Source organism: Treponema sp. TIM-1, assembly GCF_046533115.1.
Taxonomy (GTDB): Bacteria; Spirochaetota; Spirochaetia; order Treponematales; family Breznakiellaceae; genus JAIRMO01.
In genome coordinates this window covers 1-19,866 of record NZ_JAJQRC010000002.1, presented here as the reverse complement: position 1 = coordinate 19,866, position 19,866 = coordinate 1, and the positions used below count along the sequence as shown (strand labels likewise).

The 19,866-nt window shown below is 38.9% G+C and carries 16 protein-coding genes, 1 tRNA gene and 1 pseudogene; 2 read left to right on the top strand and 16 right to left on the bottom strand.

The window, feature by feature from the left end; all coding sequences use genetic code 11:
* Positions 1-89 precede the first annotated feature (89 nt).
* Genes LQZ21_RS01580 through LQZ21_RS01565 form a run of 4 tightly spaced genes read right to left on the bottom strand, consistent with a single transcriptional unit; the run spans position 90 to position 3,893 of the window.
* Complete coding sequence (locus LQZ21_RS01580; RefSeq protein WP_411042386.1) at positions 90-1,046, bottom strand: ABC transporter ATP-binding protein; 957 nt, start codon at positions 1,044-1,046, stop codon at positions 90-92.
* Positions 1,046-2,035, bottom strand: coding sequence for an ABC transporter ATP-binding protein (locus tag LQZ21_RS01575; protein ID WP_411042385.1), 990 nt, complete (start codon positions 2,033-2,035; stop codon positions 1,046-1,048). Before LQZ21_RS01575 ends, LQZ21_RS01580 begins: the two co-directional genes overlap by 1 nt.
* A 14-nt stretch (positions 2,036-2,049) precedes the next feature.
* The gene (locus tag LQZ21_RS01570) at positions 2,050-2,931 is read right to left on the bottom strand and encodes an ABC transporter permease (RefSeq protein ID WP_411042384.1); all 882 of its coding nucleotides are present in this window, start codon (positions 2,929-2,931) and stop codon (positions 2,050-2,052) included.
* Positions 2,928-3,893, bottom strand: coding sequence for an ABC transporter permease (locus LQZ21_RS01565; RefSeq protein ID WP_411042383.1), 966 nt, complete (start codon positions 3,891-3,893; stop codon positions 2,928-2,930). The genes LQZ21_RS01570 and LQZ21_RS01565 overlap by 4 nt, the downstream gene beginning before the upstream one ends.
* Before the next feature lie 138 nt (positions 3,894-4,031).
* On the opposite strand from LQZ21_RS01565, the gene LQZ21_RS01560 reads away from it, so the two are divergent.
* Positions 4,032-4,105 (top strand) — tRNA-Ile (locus LQZ21_RS01560).
* Positions 4,106-4,639: 534 nt separating this feature from the next.
* Here the strand turns inward: LQZ21_RS01560 and LQZ21_RS01555 are convergent.
* From LQZ21_RS01555 to LQZ21_RS01545, 3 genes are read right to left on the bottom strand one after another with little or no spacing between them, the layout of a single operon-like run.
* Positions 4,640-5,341 carry a hypothetical protein gene (locus tag LQZ21_RS01555; RefSeq protein WP_411042382.1) on the bottom strand — a complete coding sequence of 234 codons (702 nt, stop codon included), beginning with the start codon at positions 5,339-5,341 and terminating at the stop codon, positions 4,640-4,642.
* Positions 5,342-5,344: 3 nt separating this feature from the next.
* Entirely contained in the window at positions 5,345-5,875 is a 531-nt protein-coding gene (locus tag LQZ21_RS01550; protein ID WP_411042381.1) for a hypothetical protein, read from the bottom strand.
* Positions 5,875-6,384 carry a CsgG/HfaB family protein gene (locus tag LQZ21_RS01545; protein ID WP_411042380.1) on the bottom strand — a complete coding sequence of 170 codons (510 nt, stop codon included), beginning with the start codon at positions 6,382-6,384 and terminating at the stop codon, positions 5,875-5,877. Before LQZ21_RS01545 ends, LQZ21_RS01550 begins: the two co-directional genes overlap by 1 nt.
* Before the next feature lie 145 nt (positions 6,385-6,529).
* On the opposite strand from LQZ21_RS01545, the gene LQZ21_RS01540 reads away from it, so the two are divergent.
* Positions 6,530-7,501, top strand: a complete 972-nt coding sequence (locus LQZ21_RS01540) for a helix-turn-helix transcriptional regulator (RefSeq protein ID WP_411042379.1) — start codon at positions 6,530-6,532, stop codon at positions 7,499-7,501.
* Positions 7,502-7,551: 50 nt separating this feature from the next.
* Here the strand turns inward: LQZ21_RS01540 and LQZ21_RS01535 are convergent, their stop codons facing one another.
* The 9 genes and pseudogenes from LQZ21_RS01535 to LQZ21_RS01495 all read right to left on the bottom strand — a co-directional run bounded on the left by LQZ21_RS01535 (position 7,552) and on the right by LQZ21_RS01495 (position 19,802).
* Positions 7,552-8,913: an McrC family protein gene (locus LQZ21_RS01535; protein ID WP_411042378.1), complete on the bottom strand. Its 1,362-nt coding sequence runs from the start codon at positions 8,911-8,913 to the stop codon at positions 7,552-7,554.
* 5 nt (positions 8,914-8,918) lie between these two features.
* Positions 8,919-10,556 carry an McrB family protein gene (locus LQZ21_RS01530; RefSeq protein WP_411042377.1) on the bottom strand — a complete coding sequence of 546 codons (1,638 nt, stop codon included), beginning with the start codon at positions 10,554-10,556 and terminating at the stop codon, positions 8,919-8,921.
* A gap of 67 nt (positions 10,557-10,623) precedes the next feature.
* Positions 10,624-11,796 (bottom strand): hypothetical protein, encoded by a 1,173-nt coding sequence (locus LQZ21_RS01525; protein WP_411042376.1) that lies wholly within the window; start codon positions 11,794-11,796, stop codon positions 10,624-10,626.
* Positions 11,789-13,297, bottom strand: coding sequence for a DUF3696 domain-containing protein (locus LQZ21_RS01520; protein WP_411042375.1), 1,509 nt, complete (start codon positions 13,295-13,297; stop codon positions 11,789-11,791). Before LQZ21_RS01520 ends, LQZ21_RS01525 begins: the two co-directional genes overlap by 8 nt.
* 149 nt (positions 13,298-13,446) lie before the next feature.
* Positions 13,447-13,686, bottom strand: coding sequence for a hypothetical protein (locus LQZ21_RS01515; RefSeq protein ID WP_411042374.1), 240 nt, complete (start codon positions 13,684-13,686; stop codon positions 13,447-13,449).
* A gap of 153 nt (positions 13,687-13,839) precedes the next feature.
* Positions 13,840-13,985, bottom strand: a pseudogene (locus LQZ21_RS01510) (ISNCY-like element ISTde1 family transposase); the annotation flags it as partial.
* Between the two features lie 120 nt (positions 13,986-14,105).
* Complete coding sequence (locus tag LQZ21_RS01505; RefSeq protein ID WP_411042373.1) at positions 14,106-14,717, bottom strand: tetratricopeptide repeat protein; 612 nt, start codon at positions 14,715-14,717, stop codon at positions 14,106-14,108.
* A complete protein-coding gene (locus LQZ21_RS01500; RefSeq protein WP_411042372.1) occupies positions 14,714-15,886 on the bottom strand; it encodes an SH3 domain-containing protein in 1,173 nt (390 codons plus the stop codon). Before LQZ21_RS01500 ends, LQZ21_RS01505 begins: the two co-directional genes overlap by 4 nt.
* 31 nt (positions 15,887-15,917) lie before the next feature.
* Positions 15,918-19,802 (bottom strand): AAA domain-containing protein, encoded by a 3,885-nt coding sequence (locus tag LQZ21_RS01495; RefSeq protein WP_411042371.1) that lies wholly within the window; start codon positions 19,800-19,802, stop codon positions 15,918-15,920.
* Positions 19,803-19,866: the final 64 nt, after the last annotated feature.

Here is a 19,866-nt window from a genome sequence, read left to right as displayed (position 1 = left end):
CTAAATAAAATTTAATGCCGTTTCAAAATTTCAGTTTTGAAAACGGCGTAATGACCGCTTTTTTCTCAAGACCGGTTAAACCCAGCTCCTCAAATCTCCCCGCAGGCGACAAAATGATTGTCCTCTATTTCTCTAAAGGGAATATCCGTCCCCAAACAGCTTTCCCGCGCCTGGGGGCACCGTTTGGCAAAACGACAGCCCGGGGCAGGCTCTATGGGGGAGGTCAGTTCCCCCTTGAGGATGGTACGGTTTATGTCGAAGTCCGGGTCCGGTACGGGGATCGCCGAAAGCAGGGCCCTGGTGTAGGGATGGAGGGGATTTTTAAAAAGCCTGGCCGTAGGGGCCTTTTCCACCATCTGTCCCAGGTACATAACCAGAATATCATCGGAGAGGTGTTTTACCACCGAAAGGTCGTGGGTGATAAACAGATAGGTAAATCCCAGTTCATCCTGAATATCCTGCATAAGGTTGAGGATCTGGGCCTGGATGGACACATCCAAGGCACTGACCGGTTCGTCACATACGATAAGTTTAGGATTCAGGGCCAGTACCCGGGCTATGCCGATACGCTGCCGCCGCCCGCCATCCAGTTCATGGGGATAGGTATTGATCAAGCGCTCGGCTAAGCCCACCATCTCCATCAGTTCCAGGGAACGTTTTCGCAGCCCCGCCTTATCCCGGGGGGAATAGAGTTTTTGGATTACCAGGGCTTCACTGATGGTTTCACTCACGGTCATCCGGGGATTCAAAGAGGCAAAGGGATCCTGGAAGATGATCTGCATGTTCCGGCGCAGGCGTTTTATCTGTTCCTTATTATACTGAAGGATGTTGTACCCCTCAAAAAACACCCTGCCCGCGGTGGGTTCATGGAGCCGCAGTATGACCCGGCCCAGGGTGCTTTTACCGCATCCCGATTCCCCCACCACCCCCAGGGTTTCTCCGGTTTTTACCGTAAAGGTAACATCATCCACCGCATGCAGGGACCCCGCGGGGGTATGAAAGTATTTTTTCAGGTGTTCCACCCGGAGGAGTTCTTTTTTTTCCATTACGGTTCTCCCTGGGCGCGGATACAGCGGACCAGATGTTCTGTTTCCGGGGTATCCCCCAGGTTGATAAGCCCGGGAACCGCTTCGGTACAGGGAGGGATCACATGGTTGCACCGGGTATGGAATTTACAGCCCCGGGGAAGATCCGTAGGATCCGGCATGAGTCCCTTAATGGGTTTAAGCCGGTACACCTCCTTCGCGAGGCTGGGAATGGAATCCAAAAGCCCTATGGTGTAGGGGTGCCGGGGGATTTTAAATATATCCCGAAGGCTTCCGTATTCCATAATCTCACCGGCATAGATAATCGCCACATGATCGCAGTTTTGGGCTACCACTCCCAAATCATGGGAGATCAGCAACATGGAGGTATGGAGCCTGTCTTTTATGTCCCGGATCATTTCCAGCACTTGAGCCTGGATGGTTACATCCAGGGCGGTGGTGGGTTCATCAGCGATGAGCAATTGGGGATTACAGGCCAAGGCGATGGCGATAATGACCCGCTGTTTCATACCCCCGGAAAATTGATGGGGATATTCTTCTATCCGGTCCGCGGAAATGCCCACGGTTTCCAGCATATCCCGCACCGCCGCCACGGCCCCCCGGGAACTCAGTTTTTTATTGTGGGTTTTGATAACCTCCATGATCTGATCCCCTACGGTCATCACCGGATTCAGGCTGGTCATGGGATCCTGAAAAATCATAGATATTTGATTTCCCCGGATGGTCCGCATCTTCCCTTCCCCCACCTTAAGCAGGTCCTGTCCATCAAAAATCACCTTACCCTTGAGGACTTCCCCCGGGGGGTCCGGGATGAGTCCCATGATACCCTTAGCCAGGGTGGTTTTTCCGGCGCCAGTTTCACCCACCAAACCCAGGGTATGCTGTTCCTTAAGGGATAAACTCACCCCGTTCAGGGCTTCCACAATACCGTCATCGGTTACATACCGGATGGTTAAATCCTCTACCCGAAGCAATTCCCGTTCTGCCATGGTTCAACCGCCTCTCAGGTTTTAAGCCGGGGGTCCAAGGCATCCCGCAGCCCGTCCCCCAACACGTTAAGGGCAAGGATGGTAAGCATGATGCCCAGTCCGGGAATGACCGTGATATGCCAACCTTCCCGAATATAGGAACGGGCCCCGGAAAGCATGGAGCCCCATTCAGGGGTGGGGGGTTGTATGCCCAGCCCCAGGAAGGAAAGGCCCGCTATGGAAAGGATCGCCCCCGCCACTCCCAGGGTAGCCTGAACGATCAAGGGCGCCATGGAATTGGGGATGATATATTTAAAGATGATGCGGAAATCCCCCGCTCCCAGGGCCCGGGCCGCCTCAATGTATTCCTGTTCTTTTACGGTAAGCACCGAAGCCCTGACCGTGCGGGCAAAGGTGGGGATATAGGATATGGCGATAGCGATAAGCACATTAACCAGGCTTGTCCCCAGGGCCGCCACAATGGCGGTGGCGAGGAGCATGGACGGGATGGCTAAGAGGATATCCATAAAACGCATGATGGAATTATCCGCCATCTTTCCGTAATAACCTGCCAGGGCGCCCAGAACGCCCCCCGCTATGGTGGACATGATGATGGCGGCGGTTCCCATAAAGAGGCTGTACCGTATAGCCCAAAGCATACGGTACAGGATGGATCTGCCGAATTCATCAAGGCCGAAGGGCTGCTGAAGGCTGGGCGCTTGGAGCCTCATGCGGAGGTTCTGCTTAATTACATAGGTATTGTAAATTCCCCCATGGGTCACCCCATCAATGATGATGGTAGTTATCGCCACGGTAAATAGGAGGACAAGAAAGCCTAAACCAACCAAGGCCAATTTGTTTTTTTTGAGTCTGCGCCACACTTCGCCCCAGAGGGAACGCTGTTTGGTTTGTTTCATGCCGCTTTCCTTATTTCCGAATTCTTGTACTGGGATTTAATCCGGGGATCCACAAAGGCATAGATTATATCAACCGCGAGGTTCACCAGGGAGAACATGACGGCCATAAAAATGACCGAACCGAGGACCATGGGAATATCCTTGCGGGTAATGGCATCCACCATGAGCCTCCCCAATCCGGGCCAGGAAAACACGGTCTCGGTCAACATGGCCCCCCCGAGAAGGATACCGAACTCCAGGCCCACCGCGGTGATGATGGGGATAAGGGCGTTTTTGAACATATGCTTACGGGTTACTTCCTTTTCGGTGATCCCCTTGGAACGGGCGGTAACGATGTAGTCCTGGCGGATGACTTCCAGCATAGAAGACCGGGTCATCCGGACCACCGTGGCAGCCACCCCGGTTCCCAGGGTTATGGCGGGGAGAATGACGCTCCTGAGCAGGGGAAGAAAACCGGATCCCATGCCTTGGGAGGGGAGCCAGCCCAGTTTAAGGGCAAAAAGCAGGGAAAGCAGCAGGCCCAGCCAGAAATTCGGCATGGAAACCCCCACCAAGGACAGGACCACGGTAATATTATCCAGGGCGGTATACTGTTTTTTTGCCGACAATATGCCCACGGGAATCCCTATGATGAGGGCAACGATGATACCCGCAAAGGCCAAGATACAGGTATTAGGGAATTTATCCAAAACCTGGTCCCAAACGCTGAGTTTATTCCGATAGGAAATCCCCAGGTCTCCCCGGCACATATTCTTGATATAGGTAAAGTACCGTACCAGGAGGGGATCGTTGAGGCCCAACTCTTCCCGAACCTGGGCTATGGCCTCGGGGCTAGCCTGTTCCCCCAGGATCAATACCGCCGGATCCCCGGGAGTGAGATTCATAATAAAAAAGACTATAAAAGTAACCCCCAATAAGACGGGGATCATCAAAATGAGTCTTTTGATAATATACTTTATCATACACGTCTTCTATAAAAATGGAGAATATTATTATTTTAAGAATTAATCAAGTAACCCAAACCGGATTCAAAATTTCAGTTTTGAATCCGGCTTAATTGACTTTTTTGTTTATCCGGGGTATAAATATGTCTATTATAAGGGCCTTTAGCTCAGTTGGTTAGAGCTGCGGACTCATAATCCGTAGGTCCCTGGTTCAAGTCCAGGAAGGCCCAACTTAATTCCTTATAGTATAAGGAATTAGCAAATGCAGATGGACGGATTATGGATGCTTGTATTTTAGTGTAGTACCCACTGTAGCACTAAGATAAGGATGGTTTATAATGCAGGAGATAACCCGTAATTCTTACAAGTCTCTACCAGCGGAACCCTGGTTCCCGTACCATTTACTTATATCGCTCGGGCTCGGGCTGTTTATGATGCTTTTGTTGTTGCGACAAACCATCGCAAGCGGTCGGGGTATGTGATTCTCATAAGGTATGTGACTCAGGTCACATACAGTCCAAAACTGTTTCAAAACTAGATTTTAGATCGGCATTAGGTTCCGAACCATTGGTTGTTCGTCAAAAAGCTTACTTTGCATCGCCCTGGACGATACCTTGTGTGTATAAGGGCTTTCCAAAGCAGACCATGGCTGCAAAATGTGGGTACAGCCTGGCGTGGGAAGGGAGCGTAACATAATGCCATAGTACACGTCAATTTCTTTATACATTTAAAAGATAGAAATACAAGCTTTTTCTCTTTTTTATCTACTTAAATCGGACCGCAGTGTTCTCAACTTCCAGATTAAACATAGCGTCAATACGACTTTTCATAGCCCTTTGTCCGTTTCTATAACTAGATTCTTTTGTTTTTTTAAGTTCCACCTGATGCGCACTTTGGATAGTACTGATTTCCGCCTCGTAATCACATTGCATTGTATTCATTTTAGCCATGTGATTATTCTCCATAAAATTTATTTTACCTATATAATCATTTTCTATAGAATCCAATTGAGCTAAATGGCTGCCTTGCATGGAATCCAATTTTGCCGAATGACCGTTTTGCATGCGGTTAATCGTTTTTTTATATTCATCGGTAATTATATTTAGTTCTGACTTTAAATCGATAATTTGCGGCTCATAGTTAGCGGCTGCTTCCTTTTTTGCCTTTTCTTTACTGTTTTTTATTCCTGCTTCATATCCGGATTGAAAAAAACTATGACAATTGACGATACAAAATAGTATCGCTATAGTTATCGGGATATTTATTGTACTTACAAAAAACACGGTCTTCAGAATATTTCCCATGCCCCCAAGAATAGTTTTTACACTATTATTTATATTTCTTTCAATAATTGCTTTTTTAATGATACCATTATAATCGATGAGAAAAGAGGGCAATTCTTCTTTTTTTAACCACACCTGCGGTAGACTTGAATCAGTAGGATCTTTCTTCATTCTTTCGTCCATAATTCACCTTACTATAGAATATACCGGTGCATTCCAATCGCCTTTTGACATATTTTTCCGTGCTTTTGAATCAATTTCTCTTTGCATGACATCCCTGCTGTCTTTTTGACCCTGAATGTAATAAGCGTTTTGTATTTGTATCAATTCTTCTTTGTTTTGTTCTTTTAGTTTATCAATATTTGTGACAATGCTTTGTTGTAAAGAAACAATTTCTGTATCCTGTTTTATTTCTAAATAATCAATTTCAGCGCTTCGTTCTTCTTGTAAAGAAACAATTTCAGTAAACAGTTTCCTTTCCAAAGTATTAATTTCAACACTTTGGCGTTTTTGCAAAGTAAGAATTTCGTTGTCGTAATTTTCCCTTGTACTCTTTATATTTTTCTGTAGTTCGTTAATCTCCACCTTGTATGACTCGGCAGCAATGGCCATATCTGTCTCATAATTTTCTTTCATTCCTTTTTGGTGTCCCGCGATAAAAACAATAATATAAAATACTATTATCCCAATAACGGAATATTTTATAGAATCGCCCATTATTTACCAATCCTTTGATTTTCTTTAAAGGCGGTATTAGATGTATAAATTATTTTACCCGTCTCGCTGTTTAAGACTTGAATATTGAAGGTTTCTATTTGTGTTATTCTGGGTACTATCATATATTTCGCACCGAATATTTTACAGATGGATACCATGGTCTGCTCGTCAACATGACCTGAATATTGAAATTCCTGTTCGCGGAATATTTTATCAAGTTGTGTTCTGCTCACAACATCATATTTATTTAAGCGGACAAATTTCTCCTCAATATATCCTTGAATCCAATATGAAATAGTTGTTATATGCTCCTTTTCACCTGGTTCTTTGGGGAATCGTTCATCGTCACACCACCAAATGGCCATGGGCGCGCCAGTTTCAATTGATTCCTCAATCTCGGCGAGTTGTGCGTCAATTATAGGCTGTACCATTTGATCTGTAATTTTGAGTGTTGTCGCACAACTGGTAAATAACGATATCAAGAAGACGGATAAAATAATTTTCCTCATATTTTCCTCCATGATATATTCATAATATAACACGATGGTTTATCAAGTAATGATAAACCAAACTGAAATTTATCGAAATTTGTAATTTTTTTGGACTTTTCCGCCCATATTGTCAAAATCAGCTAAATTATACTATAATTCCCGTATGGAGAAGAAGCCGCCACGGCCCCGTTTTGCGCTTCCACGGATCTATGAAATCGACCGGGACATAGCTTCCGGGAGTTATCCAAATGCCGTTATTTTGGCAAAACGCTATGAAGTGGGAACTGCAACAATACACCGGGATATTGAGTTTATGCGGGTCAGGATGGATGCCCCCATTGAATACAGTGCCCTACATCGCGGCTTTTACTACAGCGATAATACTTACCGGCTTCCCGGCGGATTTGCCACGGAAAGCGATTTAATGGCTCTTGGTATGGTAAAGACAATATTAACTCTATGTAAAAACACACCGCTTTTTGAGAGTGCAACTCGTTTACTTGAAGGGATCGTCGCCCCACTTAAAACCGGAAAAAACACTACCTGGATTGATAAACGAATCGTTTTTCCACCTGTGCAGGAAGCAACTGTCCCGGTTGAAATCTGGAATACCGTGATTGATTCTTTGCGAGAAAATAAAATACTGGAATTTGACTATTGGGGGGCGAAGGATTCTGACTACAAAAGACGTCGTGTATACCCTTACCAGCTGATCTTTGACAACGGACGATGGTGCATATTTGCCTGGGCGGAAGATCGCCGGGATGTCAGGCTTTTTTCTCTTTCGCGTATGCGGAATATCCACAAGACCGGTGAAAGCTTTAAGCTTCCCCTGAATTTTGATTTTTGTTCCAGAACCGGTGGAACTTTTTTCGGTATGTATCATGGCGATATCATACGCCATTACCGGATACAATTTTCCGGCATGGCAATCCTGATAATAAAAGAACGAAAATGGGCGGATGATCAAACTATCACCGAAAATAAACAAGGATTGATCCTTGAGTTTTCCAGTACCCAATATTCAAATATTCTTGCCTGGGTACTATCTTTCGGACAATTCGCCATTCCCGAAGAGCCGAAAGAACTTGTCGCCGAATGGAGAGAGAATGTCAGGAAAATGGGGGCTATGTAGTATAAAAATGTTTGTGTCCTGGTTATCATTTATGCTTTTTACCAGCCCAATCATTCTGAAATTTTTTTTATAGTATTCTTAAATTTGCACTCGGATTTTTTCATTGCCTCCTGGAATTCACCCCAGTCGTCTATATTTTTTGGAATATTGAAACCGATTTTTGTCAAGGTGCCTTCCCTGTCTTCTATTTTATACTCTTTATTAAACGGTTCTCCTTCAAAAGGGTAAGGAAAAAATAACAAGCCTCTCTTTGAATTGAAACGGTACATATAAGTAATGGTTTTATAATAAATATTAATCAATCGATCATCGGATTCGGCATAAGACTCCTGCCTATTTAATGGAATATACTTTGCATCTGCTACAATTTTGGGGACTTGTTCACTGATAAAATCAGGATATATCCTTTGAGGTCCTTTTTCGAAAAGCTTAAACCCATTTTTTCCGGTTTTGTTTTCAGGATGTATAAAGTCCTTTTTTAAAACGGTATTCAGATATTCCTCCCAAAGCCAGGCGCCATCGAACAGGATACCGTGGATTTTGTCTTTTTTGCCACTAAAAGACAATTTTTCGTGACGTAAAACACGCAGACAAAATATTTGTAAGTTTTTATATTCTGTAAAGTACGGGTGACGTACCAAACGACGGTTGGCATTCACTATTTTTTGACGATCATTCTTGTTGTAAGTTGGAGTATAAAATACAATTTTTGATACGTTTTCAATCATCTCTGAATCCCGTGCAAGAACATTACGGCCATAAGGATGGGTTTTGATATATTCAATTGTATGCCGAACCAACTGCAATACAGGATTGTCGAAACTATATTCTCTTGTATTGTACGCGATTTTTCCCGCAAAAGGTATATTAGTGCGGATATGACGGGATACATCAATAGACCCCTTGACATTGGTGTCATTGTGTTTTATATGTCTATATTCCTTATAAAGACCTTGTTTAATTGCCTTGCTCAAATAATCGGGAAACATATAGATTAGAAAATCCCATATTGTATCTTTACCGCCCCTAAGATCAAAGTTGACAATATTCAATTTGTTGACTTTTTGTAACATATAATGCAAAAAATAGTCGTGTCCATCATCATTTGCGAAACGTGATTTGATAAAAACCTCAGCTTCATTTACACCGACAAATCCCATTATGTTACCAGATGAGATTAGGCAGTCATTTTCAGTTTCTTCCAGACCAATAATTATCGAATTATGTATTTCATCCTTACTAACATTCCAGTCATGGGGAAATATCAATAGATTTGATACATCCAATCTGCCGATAGGTTTATTGGCTATTCTTTTAAGATCGGAAACAACCCGAGAATAATCAACAGACTGTTCTAACAGCTGGTGAAGCGACCGGCCTTTCGCGTTATTATCTTCAAGTATAATTTGCATAACGGTTATAGATCATCGTCTTCTAATTTTGTGTCGGCAATATTTGATGAAACAGAGGTTCCGTTCTTATAAGCTCTTTCCAGCAACTTTATATTTGATTCTTCATCCGGCAAACCGCGCAAATATTCCTTTATAAGTGGATAAATATGATTATCCCATAATTTTGTATAATCACCCCCATAATTAATCAATTTTTTAAAATAAGCGCCGCCAACATGATAGGATGAGTTCAAGCCCTCAATCCTCTCAATTGCTTTGTTCAGGTTTTTCATACGGTTTATACTTTCTTGTGATAAGCCCATATCAACGGCCGTATCATCTGCCCTGATTTCCTGCCACACAAAGCGCCTGCGCATAGCAAAATCGAAACTTTCAACGCTTCGGTCAATGTCGTTCATTGTACCGATGATATAGACGTTTTTTGGAACGTAGAACCAGCCTTTTCCCAACTCAGGGTCAAATATGGTTTCATCATCCTGGATATTTGCATATTGGGTCATTACCTTGCCTTCTGTCCCGCGATACCCGGAATCGATAGAAAAAAATAATTCTCCAAAGATTTTTGAAATTTCCCCTCTGTTAATTTCATCTATTACAAATATATAAGGCAGATTATTTTCTTGATGAGTTTCCATTGTGGTATGAATCGGATATTTCTCCTTAAAATATTCACCAATCGCAGTGGTGTATGGTTTCCAATCTTTTATTGCACCGGTTAACACATAGTTACGGATCATCTCCTTTGTAACAGACATGGGTGTTGCGGATTCTGTTTCGGGAATTGCCACACAGCTTTTTTTGCTATTTATTTCCACGCGAAACTTCTTCTTTTGTACCAATGTTTCGAAATGAACAGGGGTTTCAAGAAACTCATTTATAAACTTATCATACATTTCGTCAAAATTATTCGCCGGTCCAGTATTTTTCGCAATGGCTCTTCTGCAAAATTCCTTAAATATTCCATTATAGAGCCTAAAAGTTACACCCGAATCGGCTTCTTCCGCCCGCAAACCTTCCACGAAATCCGTATAGTCATAAGATGGGTGAAACTGAACAAAACTATAGTGTTCAGAAAATATCAGATTTTCTTCAAGAGATAATTTTTTTTCTGACAATTCCGATTTATTTTTTGGGGGAAATATCATTTTTATCGCGATTTGTTTAGCGAGATACGTTTTCCCAGTTCCCGGCGCCCCGGTAAGGATGAGGTTAAAATTTGATTCAAGTAAATCAATAAGATTCTGCATTATGGAACCCTCCTCAGTTAAAATTTCCACTCGATCTAGAATTTTTCCCAGTTCAACTTCTGATTTATCATCATCTTGAGGTTCATTATTTCGAATGCTTCTTGCCCTTGTGTGAAATGCGCCATCTAAAGGATATTTTTTCAGAAAATGAGAAAAATCACCAAATATCTCACTAAAGATAGAGTTGAAGATTTCCCGCGCCCTCTCTTTTGCGGCAGGACTGCTCATTCCGGTATAAGCCCAACAGACAAACCAGCAAAAACTTTGTGCTTTTATTTCCCTGTTATTACTATTGCGCCATTTTGATTCAACTTGTCCTTGAGCAGTCGTGTGAGGAATGGTTTTCATAAGCTGCTTTGACTTCTCAAAATCAATGCCATGATTAAGCAATATCATATAAATCTCCCAATTTTTCTACGATGCTATTATAATATGAAATTTTTTTTCATTTGTCGATTATAATCTATCTTCGTTTATTATTAATGATATCGCCAATACTGAAATACTCGCCTCGCATGCACTTGTTTTTATCATGATCTCCTCCCTTGCCATGAGTTGGGGGATGTCTACATATCATGCCAACAATAATTTGTCGTGCATCATTTAATTTATAATATACACGCACAGTTTTAGCACATATAAAAGAAAAAGAATATTCTGGTTCGGTTGTTGGACGAAGATGCAATGTAAACTGAGCACAAGAATCATTACAATGCCATTTTCTTCTAGGACAATCATTATATGTTGAACCATCATTTACAGAATCCAATCCAAATGATTTTACAATGTTATTAAATTCATTATCATCCTTTATTCCTATGTTATTAATTCGACAAAATTCAGCAACCTCAGAAAGTGATTTCAAATAAGCATATAATCTATCTGCCGCTATTTCATCATCAGAATTATAATCCATTTTAGTAATAATAGAATCTGTTGATTTATCAATATCCTGCCCAAATACAATATTCTTATCCTGAGATAAATTTTCTTTTGCAGCAAGATATGCCTCAACAGGCGTTTTATATTTTTTATGATACTCATAATCATTGCTGGCTTTTTTTACACCTCTGATATTAACAGAGACGGGCAACACCTTTGCGATTTTTTCATTAACTTCAGACAGATTCGTTTTACTGGTACCTACTAAAACAAGCCGGTCTTCCTTTTTGTTGTAAACCTTATTCAACATTGCCACATAACGAACCAGATTTTCATGTTCTTCAATGAGTCTTTCTGAAATATTTGTTAAATATACAGTATACTCTTCTTTTGAAAGCAATCTATCTTTAGCATCTTCCACTTTTTGAATATCTACACATAAGGCTTGATATTTCTCAAAAAAAAATCCATAAATTTTAGCAATCTCTCTTGGTGGGATTGTAAAGTTTTTTCTGGAACCAGTAAAATTATTTATCCTTTCCCTGTTCTTATCATAATCAAGATAATAATCATTGTCTTTCAGCCAGTCTTTTAAATCCTTTTTTATTGTGATTGTTATCATGGGATTAGAGGCCAGGTCCTTAAGCCTTCTAATGTTGCGAAAAAATATTTCTAAATTATTAAATTCATCTTTTTCTTCCGGTGCCGCTTGCGGGAAAGCCAGAACACTTGCATCAATGAAAATATTAGTCATTTTCATTCTCCTCTTTATCCAAGCCACTATCTTTTTCTTTTTGCCGGGCTGCCGATAAAATATCATTTGCTATCTGCATGGATTCCTCAAAAAAACCCTCAGGCCATTCGGACATTACAGAAAAATCGTTGATTTCAATTCTCTTGAATTCAGAAGCCCCGTTGTGCTTTTCGACAAAATAGAGGGCGACTTTTTTGTTGATTGGTTTATCAAGCGGGGCTTGAACAATACGCAGCCGCAATTTATCGATAATATATTCGCTGTGGGTCTCGATGATAAGTTGTATGCCTGTAAGGGACATAACCAGGAAAAAATCAGCGAGCCGGCTTTGCATCTTGGGATGTAAATGTAGTTCCGGCTGTTCAATAATAATGGTGGAACCGGGTTCTGCCGCAAAGCATTGTACAATTATCGGAAGCACCTGGCTTACGCCGACACCGACATTGTTTAAGCCCATCTCTCTCTCTCCCTGCTTAACCTTCAAGTTACCTTCTTCATTTACGGTTATGTCATCAGCAACATCTATATATTCCAGCCATTGACTAATATATTCTTCAAGTGAGAAACCTTTTCGAAAAGCAGCAGAACCATATTTATCCAGATCCTCCATGAACATTTTTATATCAAGATTGTTATTTTTCAAATATTCCTGATTTAAATTAATAACACCTTTGTCTTTATTGGTAAAATAAAAATCTGCAGTATATTGGCCTTGGTACCCCACGCCCATGTCTCCGAACAGACTTATGTTGTCACTGTTTTTTTTCGGATCAGCTCTTAGGGGACCAATATAGTATAGTTTTTTGGAAAAAAAATCATGGATTATAGATATATTTTTATTATAGCTTTCGTTAAGATTCTCTTTTTTAAATTTTATTCTTGGCAAGAAAGAGTTAAAATCTCCCTGAAAAAATGGAATACCGAGGTCCCTCTCAGATAGATCATCGTAACTATTAATGTTATCTATAAATTGGACATTATCGCTTACTACAACATAGTTACCCATTCGTCTATGCTCGTCTTGATAATTAAGAATAATCTTACTCTCTTTACAGTTTAAATCGGTAATTGAAATATAATTAACAATAGGCAAACGTTCTTGCGTATCATGATCCAATTTAAACTCAATTTTACTTTCAATTGATACGCTCGGCTCATCATTTATATCAAAACTATCATAAAAATTAGTCTTATAGTTATTTATTGTAAATGCAATTGCTATTTTATCATTATTTTTATCAGATTTTCTTGCTGCCGAAATTATTTCGCTAAATTTCCCTAATCGGGTTAATTCACCGTTAAGAAGTATTGTAGGCAGCCAATACTTACTATTTTTTTGTAATTGTTGCAAATGTGTTTGTTGCAAAAGCAGGATAGACTGTAAAACAGAACTCTTACCGCTCGAATTGGTACCACAGAAGATGGTGAGAGGAGCAAATTCCAGGGGGGCTTCCATAGAGTAGATTGATTTAAAATTAGACACCTTCCAATTTTTTAACATTCGCATACTCCTCTGCTTTAAGGTAAATCAACGCTATGGGCTTTACGCCCATCATATCACCCTGGTTTATCAACTATTGATAAACCAGGCAAAAATAGTGCGAATTCTGCGCCGCTTTGGCCTTGCCTCGGCGGCGCTGTTTTCGTCACTTACCAGTCAGTACCGCGTCTCCCTGCCGTAAACATCCATGACCGATAGCGGCCCTTGCAAAAGATGCCCTGAAGTTCACGGATCATCTTTTCCGGCGTTTCCCTGACTGCCGGTGCCGGCTCGGCTTTTTTTACCGCAGGGTTCCCCATAGCACTGGCCGTTCTTTTTTTCCGCTCCACAAGGCGGCTCTTGGACCCTTCATAACAACAACCATCGTCTGGAAATTGAGACTTTTCCATAACAAACTCCCGGAATCCGCTAAAACGAACTCCTTAACCAAAAGATTTGGGCAGATCTCTCCTGCCCATCTGCTTTTGGTTTTCAAGTCTGTTATGATTTACCATTTATGCCATATTGTATTTTACCATAGGATAAAAGATTATGCAATAGAAGACACCAGCCATGCGTAACTCTTTCACCAGCCGGTCCTGGTCCACCCCGTGGTTCCGCCCCACCCGTCCTTTCGCCTGGGGGCTGTTCGCCGGATGACCTCAATGCCCCGCTTCTGGCAGGCCTTGCCAAAGTGGCTTTTCGGCTGGGTTATCCCATCCTGAACCGGGAGTTTCAGGCGGAAGGTAGCGGGGAAAAATTGGGCTCTGACCGCACCTATCTGCGGATGGGAGGGGGCTGCCCCCACTATTAATTTCATACGGTAGCCTTACAATTTTTCAACCAGAGCAAGATTGTTTTTTGCTTCATCATTATATGGATCAATCAGGATGGCCTTCTTATAATCAGATATTGCTTCTTTATAGCTCCCTCTTTGAGCATAGGAATTACCACGCATAGTAAGAGCATCTGCATCGGTCGGGATAATTTTTAATGCGCTATCAAAATCAGATATTGCTAATTCATACTTGCTTTGCTTATAATAAGCAATACCCCGATTATAAAACGATAACGGGTCAGACTGATTGAGTTGAATTGCCGCAGTAAAGTAATCTATTGCTTTAATAAATTCATTTTTCTTTAAATATATTGCACCAGCATTGATATATGCATTTACCATATTTCTGTCTAACTGTATTGCCTTGTCGTAAGATAAGAGCGCATGGTCAGTATCCCCCAATTTCCCATATGCAAGACCAATCTGATAATATGCTTGAGCGTTGTTTTGGTTTGAATAAATTGCTTTTTGGTATTCAATTATTGCAGCTTCATAATTACCAGCCCGATAATAATCATTGCCTAAATCAAGGCTGGTCATATGAAGAGAAACACATCCAGCTAATACAACAGTTAAAGCAAAGACAAAATACAGTCTATTCATTCTCTTTCCTTTACCTCTTTTTCTTCAAGATTGAGTTTTGGCGCAGGGGCTGGTGCGTTCTGTTGATTTGTGGACTGGTTAATTTGAACTTGCACCGGATTATTCTCCAGATACGAAGAATTAACATACCCTCTATACCCATCAAATATTACTAATGACCAGCCTTCAGAAACAGAAATAATTTCAACTTTACTATTTTGCTTCAGTTGTGTTATTATTGAATTTGAGATTGATGGCCCTGACCGCATATTTAGGGCGTGAGAACTGACATATGCAAATACCTTAACTGGTTGAATTGCAGTCTGCTCCACTTGTTTGTAATTTATTTTGGACGGATAGCTTATTTTATTGAATGCTCTCCATTGATAAGTGTAGCTGAAAAATAATAATATTGAAAACAATACCATTAAGAAACTCGGAATAATTATCTTGTAATTATTTTTTATATAATAGAACATAATACGCGTATAGTATTTGGTAAACTGGTATATATTTTTAAAAAACCTTTTTGCTATCTCCAATGGTTTTTCTGAATCGTCTCTGATTTTTATATCCAACAGATTCAGAGTTGATAAAATTTCAACAAGTAAAGAAATTTCATCTTCATAATCTTTAGCATGTTTTTTTCCGGAAAAATTTTTTTTAAAAATAAGGTGCACAAAATTATTGTAATAACATTTACCAGTAGAATGCATAATCTTGCGTGGTATTTCAGCAAGCAATAAATCATTGAATATTTTAATTTCTTCGTTATACTCGTTCTTTGCAAAATCTTTTAGAAGCCCACGGCATTGCTGTACATCACTAAAAACATTACTGCCAAAATTTTTAATTATATTTAATAAAAAATCATATAATGGGTGATTTATTTTTTTCGATATATGCAATTGTAATTTTTGAGGTTTCTTGAATTTATGCCTGATTACTGGTTTGCGCTTTTTAAATTGTTTAACCAAAAGATAGAATGAAAATGATAATAATACGCATAATCCAATCACAAGAATATTGTTTACAATAAAAAAAAAGAAAGAAGCGATAGCAGTTACGATACTATTAATTATCATTCCAATGAAATTTATTATCGAACTAACAATTTTCCAAATTGTAAAAAGAAGGAGTGCAACTATAAGAACAATACTCGAAAAGCTATCGTTTCTTCGTCTTCCCATTTTAAATCCACCGCCCCTTTCCTTCGATTGCCTAAGACAAAGCAGAATTTACCGCTTGTATAAGTTTTTCTCTTTCTTTTTCTTGATTTCTCAACCAGTCAGTAGACCATATTCGGTATAACTTCCAGCCCATATCTTCAAGAATAGACTGTCTTAACCGATCCCTTTCTCTTGCAGTTCTGGCTGAATGGTAAGTTTCTCCATCACATTCAATGCCAAGACAATATGAGGAATAATCATTTGGCTTATGTATACCCATATCAATTCTATAGCCGGAGCATCCTATCTGTGTACTTACCTTATAGCCATTCCGTATAAGAAAATCACAGATAGATTGCTCAAATGGCGATTCCATTTGAATATCACTGCTGGCATAATTTTCATTTAGAAACATCTTTTGTCCGTTTATTGCAAAATCTATATAGGACCTTAACAATTTCGGACCTTCACTTGTAATTTTTTCTGTTTTTATATCCTGCGGCGTAATGGATCCAACTAGTTTTATATTATACTTGGCCCTGGTAATTGCTACGTTCAGACGCCTTTCACCGCCGGTTGAACTTAACGGACCAAAAAACATTGACATTTTTCCAGCATGGTCTTTACCATAACCAATACTGAATATTATGGTATCTCTTTCATCACCCTGTACGGTTTCAATATTTTTAATAAAAAACGGCTCATCTTTTTCTTCATTGAAAAAAAATTCAAATTTTGGGTTGTTTAGCCGTCCTTTTCGCAATACGGTTTCAATAGTCTCTTGTTGAGAAACGCTGAAAGTAATAACTCCCATTGACCTGTTTGGAAAATTTTCGATATGCTCAAATATCAGTCCAACAACTTTTTTAGCCTCCTCAATATTGTCTCTTTTGCCACCTCTATCATAAATTCCATTTTGTATATAAATATATTCAACTCCATTATCCTTGCCATTATCAATGTTTGAAGGAAATGTTATTAGTTTGTTGTTATATATTTTTGCATTAGAAAAAGCAATTAAATGTTCATTTCTGCTTCTGTAATGCCATTTAAGAGTTTGTGATGGAAATGAAAATGAGACAGCTTCGTCAAGTATTGATTCGTATGAATCAACTTCTGTATAATCATCTTTGTCTTCATCATCGTATTCGGGGTCTGAAATGACCGCAGTAAAAAAGGTAGTCGGAGGCAATTGTTTGCTGTCACCCGCAAGAATAACTTGTTTGCCTCTTGATATTGCTCCTATGGCATTTTCCGTACAAACCTGTGATGCTTCATCGAATATAACAGTATCAAAATTAAATTGGCTCGATTCCAAAAACAGACTAACAGTTAAAGGAGACATCATTAGGCAGGGTTTAAGCGCAAGTAAAAGATCAGGGATATTTTGAAACAGTTTCCTTAAAGGCATAATCCGGCGTTTTTTGTTTAATTCTTTTTGTAAAAGCTTTATTTCGCCGCTGCCTCTGGAAAAAATATCTTGATAAGGCATTTTTTCAATAAGTTTTTCGCGGATACGCTGTTTAGCAATAAATATTTGATTTTTGTCCAAATTACGAAATTCTGAAACAATTTTGTCCTGATTTTGTCCACGAAAATTTTGTAATATTTCGTTTTCTTTCATAATAAAATCAATCCATGATTTAAAAAAATATTTTTTAAATACGGGAATAATCTCATTCTTGTAAAATATTTCATTTTCGATTTCTGAAATAAATGATGCAAGCCCCAATGAATTGCATTTTTCTTTAGCATTATTGTAATCAATCCAATTATACAAAGAACCAATATTTTTCTCGCAAGCTTTTATTTTTATTGAAAGTGCTTTTAAATCATACGTTTTAAAAGTATCCTTTTCAAATAATCCATAAAACCAGTGCATCATTTCAAGCATATCCTCTGATTTTTTAAGAAGAAGGAAATAGTAACTTTTGCAAATACCAGGCATTGTAGTGTCTTCACAAATGCGTCTTATAAAATCTTCGCTCATGGGCCTATCTTTTTTTAAAGAAATAAAATGTTCTGCCCATGCAACAGCACTTTTCAGTTCGTTCCAGTTTGTATCAAGCCCACTAAAATAAAATGAAAACAAAGCGGAAAATTCGATATTATACTGATCAAATCTAGAAAACAACGAGAAGGCTTTGGTGAAAATTCCGGCAGAAACAATTATTGATTTAAAATTTTCGATTTTTTTATTCAACTGTGATGTATTTGTGGATAAACCAGAATACATGGCTCCAAATAGACTTTCATGCTTATCCTGATTACTGTTAAACCATTCCTGCAAAGCCTTTAGTTCGCACAACATTTTTAAGTCATGTATGGCACTATCATTTTTTATCATTTTTGTATCTTTGGTTATTTCTCTGAAATGGCTAAGTATTAATTTTCTATCTTTATGAAATTGAGCATTAAAAAATCGTAATAAAGACGAATAATCAAGCTGAAACCGTTTCAACATTTGTTTTGCGTCAATTTTCATTATATCTTTATCATATTTAACGAGAATTTCATTTAATATAGAGTTATATTTGGCTGCCATGGTCTGCAATTCATCAAAAGATTGCAATAGTTCATTGAAATCAAAAAGCTGTTCCCAGATTGCATAGGATTCATCATTTCGTACAAATGACTTAAAATAATTCAATAATTTGTTAAATTCAGAAAATGATTTTATCTTTAGTACATCTATATCTTCAAACCGTGGATGCAATTTTTTAATAATTCTTAATGACTTATCAAGTTCTTCAATTATTGCTGACAATGAAGTATAATATTTTTTTGCAATATCCATTTTCCTAATCAAGTCTTTTGACACATCTGAATTTATCCATAAATATGGAATTACAACGGCATTTGAACAATCATTAAGTATTTTTAGTGCATTTGATATATTATTAGTATTAAGAGATATATTGTTTTTTATTTCATCGCATAGAGGGATAATTTCTGATAACCAGGAAAACAAAATGTTCAGTTTTTCTTTAATTTTATATTCCAATTCATAAGTATAGGTTTTTATTGTGGAGCCATACCAAGGATTTTCTGATTGTTCCCTTGTATTTTTTTGTAATGTTAAACAATATTCTTCAAGCGTAAGAATTATATTCTCAAATTCTGCGTTTGTTATTTTATCAATATTGCTGATGGAAAATACTATATCCTTATTGTCTGAAAATCTTATTAATTCACCATAAATTTCATATACCGATTTTTGAAGCCCTAATCGTTTAGCATGAAGTTCGCGGGTATAATTATTAAGCTGAGTTCTGTATATAAATAATTTAGTATAAACCTGGGTCATATTGTTTTGAACACTTTTTCTTGCAGAAGCCAAGCCAAGATTATTTCCCAGTTGTTCAATTATTTCTTTTTTATTTGATTTATGGCTATGTAAGGACAGACAAAAATCTCCGATTCCGGCGTCTGACAATCTTTTAAAAACGACATCAAGTGCTGCCACTTTTTCGGAAACAAAAAGAACTTTTCTACCATTTGCCAAACATTCAGCAATAATATTAGCTATGGTTTGACTTTTCCCGGTTCCGGGCGGCCCTTGTAAGACAAAACTTAATCCATTCTTGGCGCTTACTATGGCATCCTGTTGGCTTGAATCAGCATCCAGCACTTGAAATATATCAGCCGGGTTCTTCTTGTCGTGTTCATATTCGGATGGATTTATGGTTAATGGATCTGCAAGTTGAGTAGTATCACCACACAACGCTCTTACGATAGGGTGTTTTTTTATTTTTTTGTCATTGCGTTCAAAATCATTATACATATTGATTTTTAGAAACGAAAACAGACTTAATACTACGGATTGTGACAATGACCAGTTCTTTAGGCTGCTTATTTTTTTTTCAATTTCCGAGAAAAATTGCTGTATATCATTATCCAAATCAAAATCCAATGTCAACAAGTTAAGGGTTTTCATAAAGGGAAAAATGTGGTAAGATAAAATCCGGGAGGAGAATACCATGAGAAAAAAAACGCTACAC

Coding starts and splice junctions, on each gene's coding strand:
- LQZ21_RS01580 (WP_411042386.1), bottom strand. CDS start 1,046: ATGGAAAAAAAAGAACTCCTCCGGGTGGAACACCTGAAAAAATACTTT.
- LQZ21_RS01575 (WP_411042385.1), bottom strand. CDS start 2,035: ATGGCAGAACGGGAATTGCTTCGGGTAGAGGATTTAACCATCCGGTAT.
- LQZ21_RS01570 (WP_411042384.1), bottom strand. CDS start 2,931: ATGAAACAAACCAAACAGCGTTCCCTCTGGGGCGAAGTGTGGCGCAGA.
- LQZ21_RS01565 (WP_411042383.1), bottom strand. CDS start 3,893: ATGATAAAGTATATTATCAAAAGACTCATTTTGATGATCCCCGTCTTA.
- LQZ21_RS01555 (WP_411042382.1), bottom strand. CDS start 5,341: ATGGACGAAAGAATGAAGAAAGATCCTACTGATTCAAGTCTACCGCAG.
- LQZ21_RS01550 (WP_411042381.1), bottom strand. CDS start 5,875: ATGGGCGATTCTATAAAATATTCCGTTATTGGGATAATAGTATTTTAT.
- LQZ21_RS01545 (WP_411042380.1), bottom strand. CDS start 6,384: ATGAGGAAAATTATTTTATCCGTCTTCTTGATATCGTTATTTACCAGT.
- LQZ21_RS01540 (WP_411042379.1), top strand. CDS start 6,530: ATGGAGAAGAAGCCGCCACGGCCCCGTTTTGCGCTTCCACGGATCTAT.
- LQZ21_RS01535 (WP_411042378.1), bottom strand. CDS start 8,913: ATGCAAATTATACTTGAAGATAATAACGCGAAAGGCCGGTCGCTTCAC.
- LQZ21_RS01530 (WP_411042377.1), bottom strand. CDS start 10,556: ATGATATTGCTTAATCATGGCATTGATTTTGAGAAGTCAAAGCAGCTT.
- LQZ21_RS01525 (WP_411042376.1), bottom strand. CDS start 11,796: ATGACTAATATTTTCATTGATGCAAGTGTTCTGGCTTTCCCGCAAGCG.
- LQZ21_RS01520 (WP_411042375.1), bottom strand. CDS start 13,297: ATGTTAAAAAATTGGAAGGTGTCTAATTTTAAATCAATCTACTCTATG.
- LQZ21_RS01515 (WP_411042374.1), bottom strand. CDS start 13,686: ATGGAAAAGTCTCAATTTCCAGACGATGGTTGTTGTTATGAAGGGTCC.
- LQZ21_RS01505 (WP_411042373.1), bottom strand. CDS start 14,717: ATGAATAGACTGTATTTTGTCTTTGCTTTAACTGTTGTATTAGCTGGA.
- LQZ21_RS01500 (WP_411042372.1), bottom strand. CDS start 15,886: ATGGGAAGACGAAGAAACGATAGCTTTTCGAGTATTGTTCTTATAGTT.
- LQZ21_RS01495 (WP_411042371.1), bottom strand. CDS start 19,802: ATGAAAACCCTTAACTTGTTGACATTGGATTTTGATTTGGATAATGAT.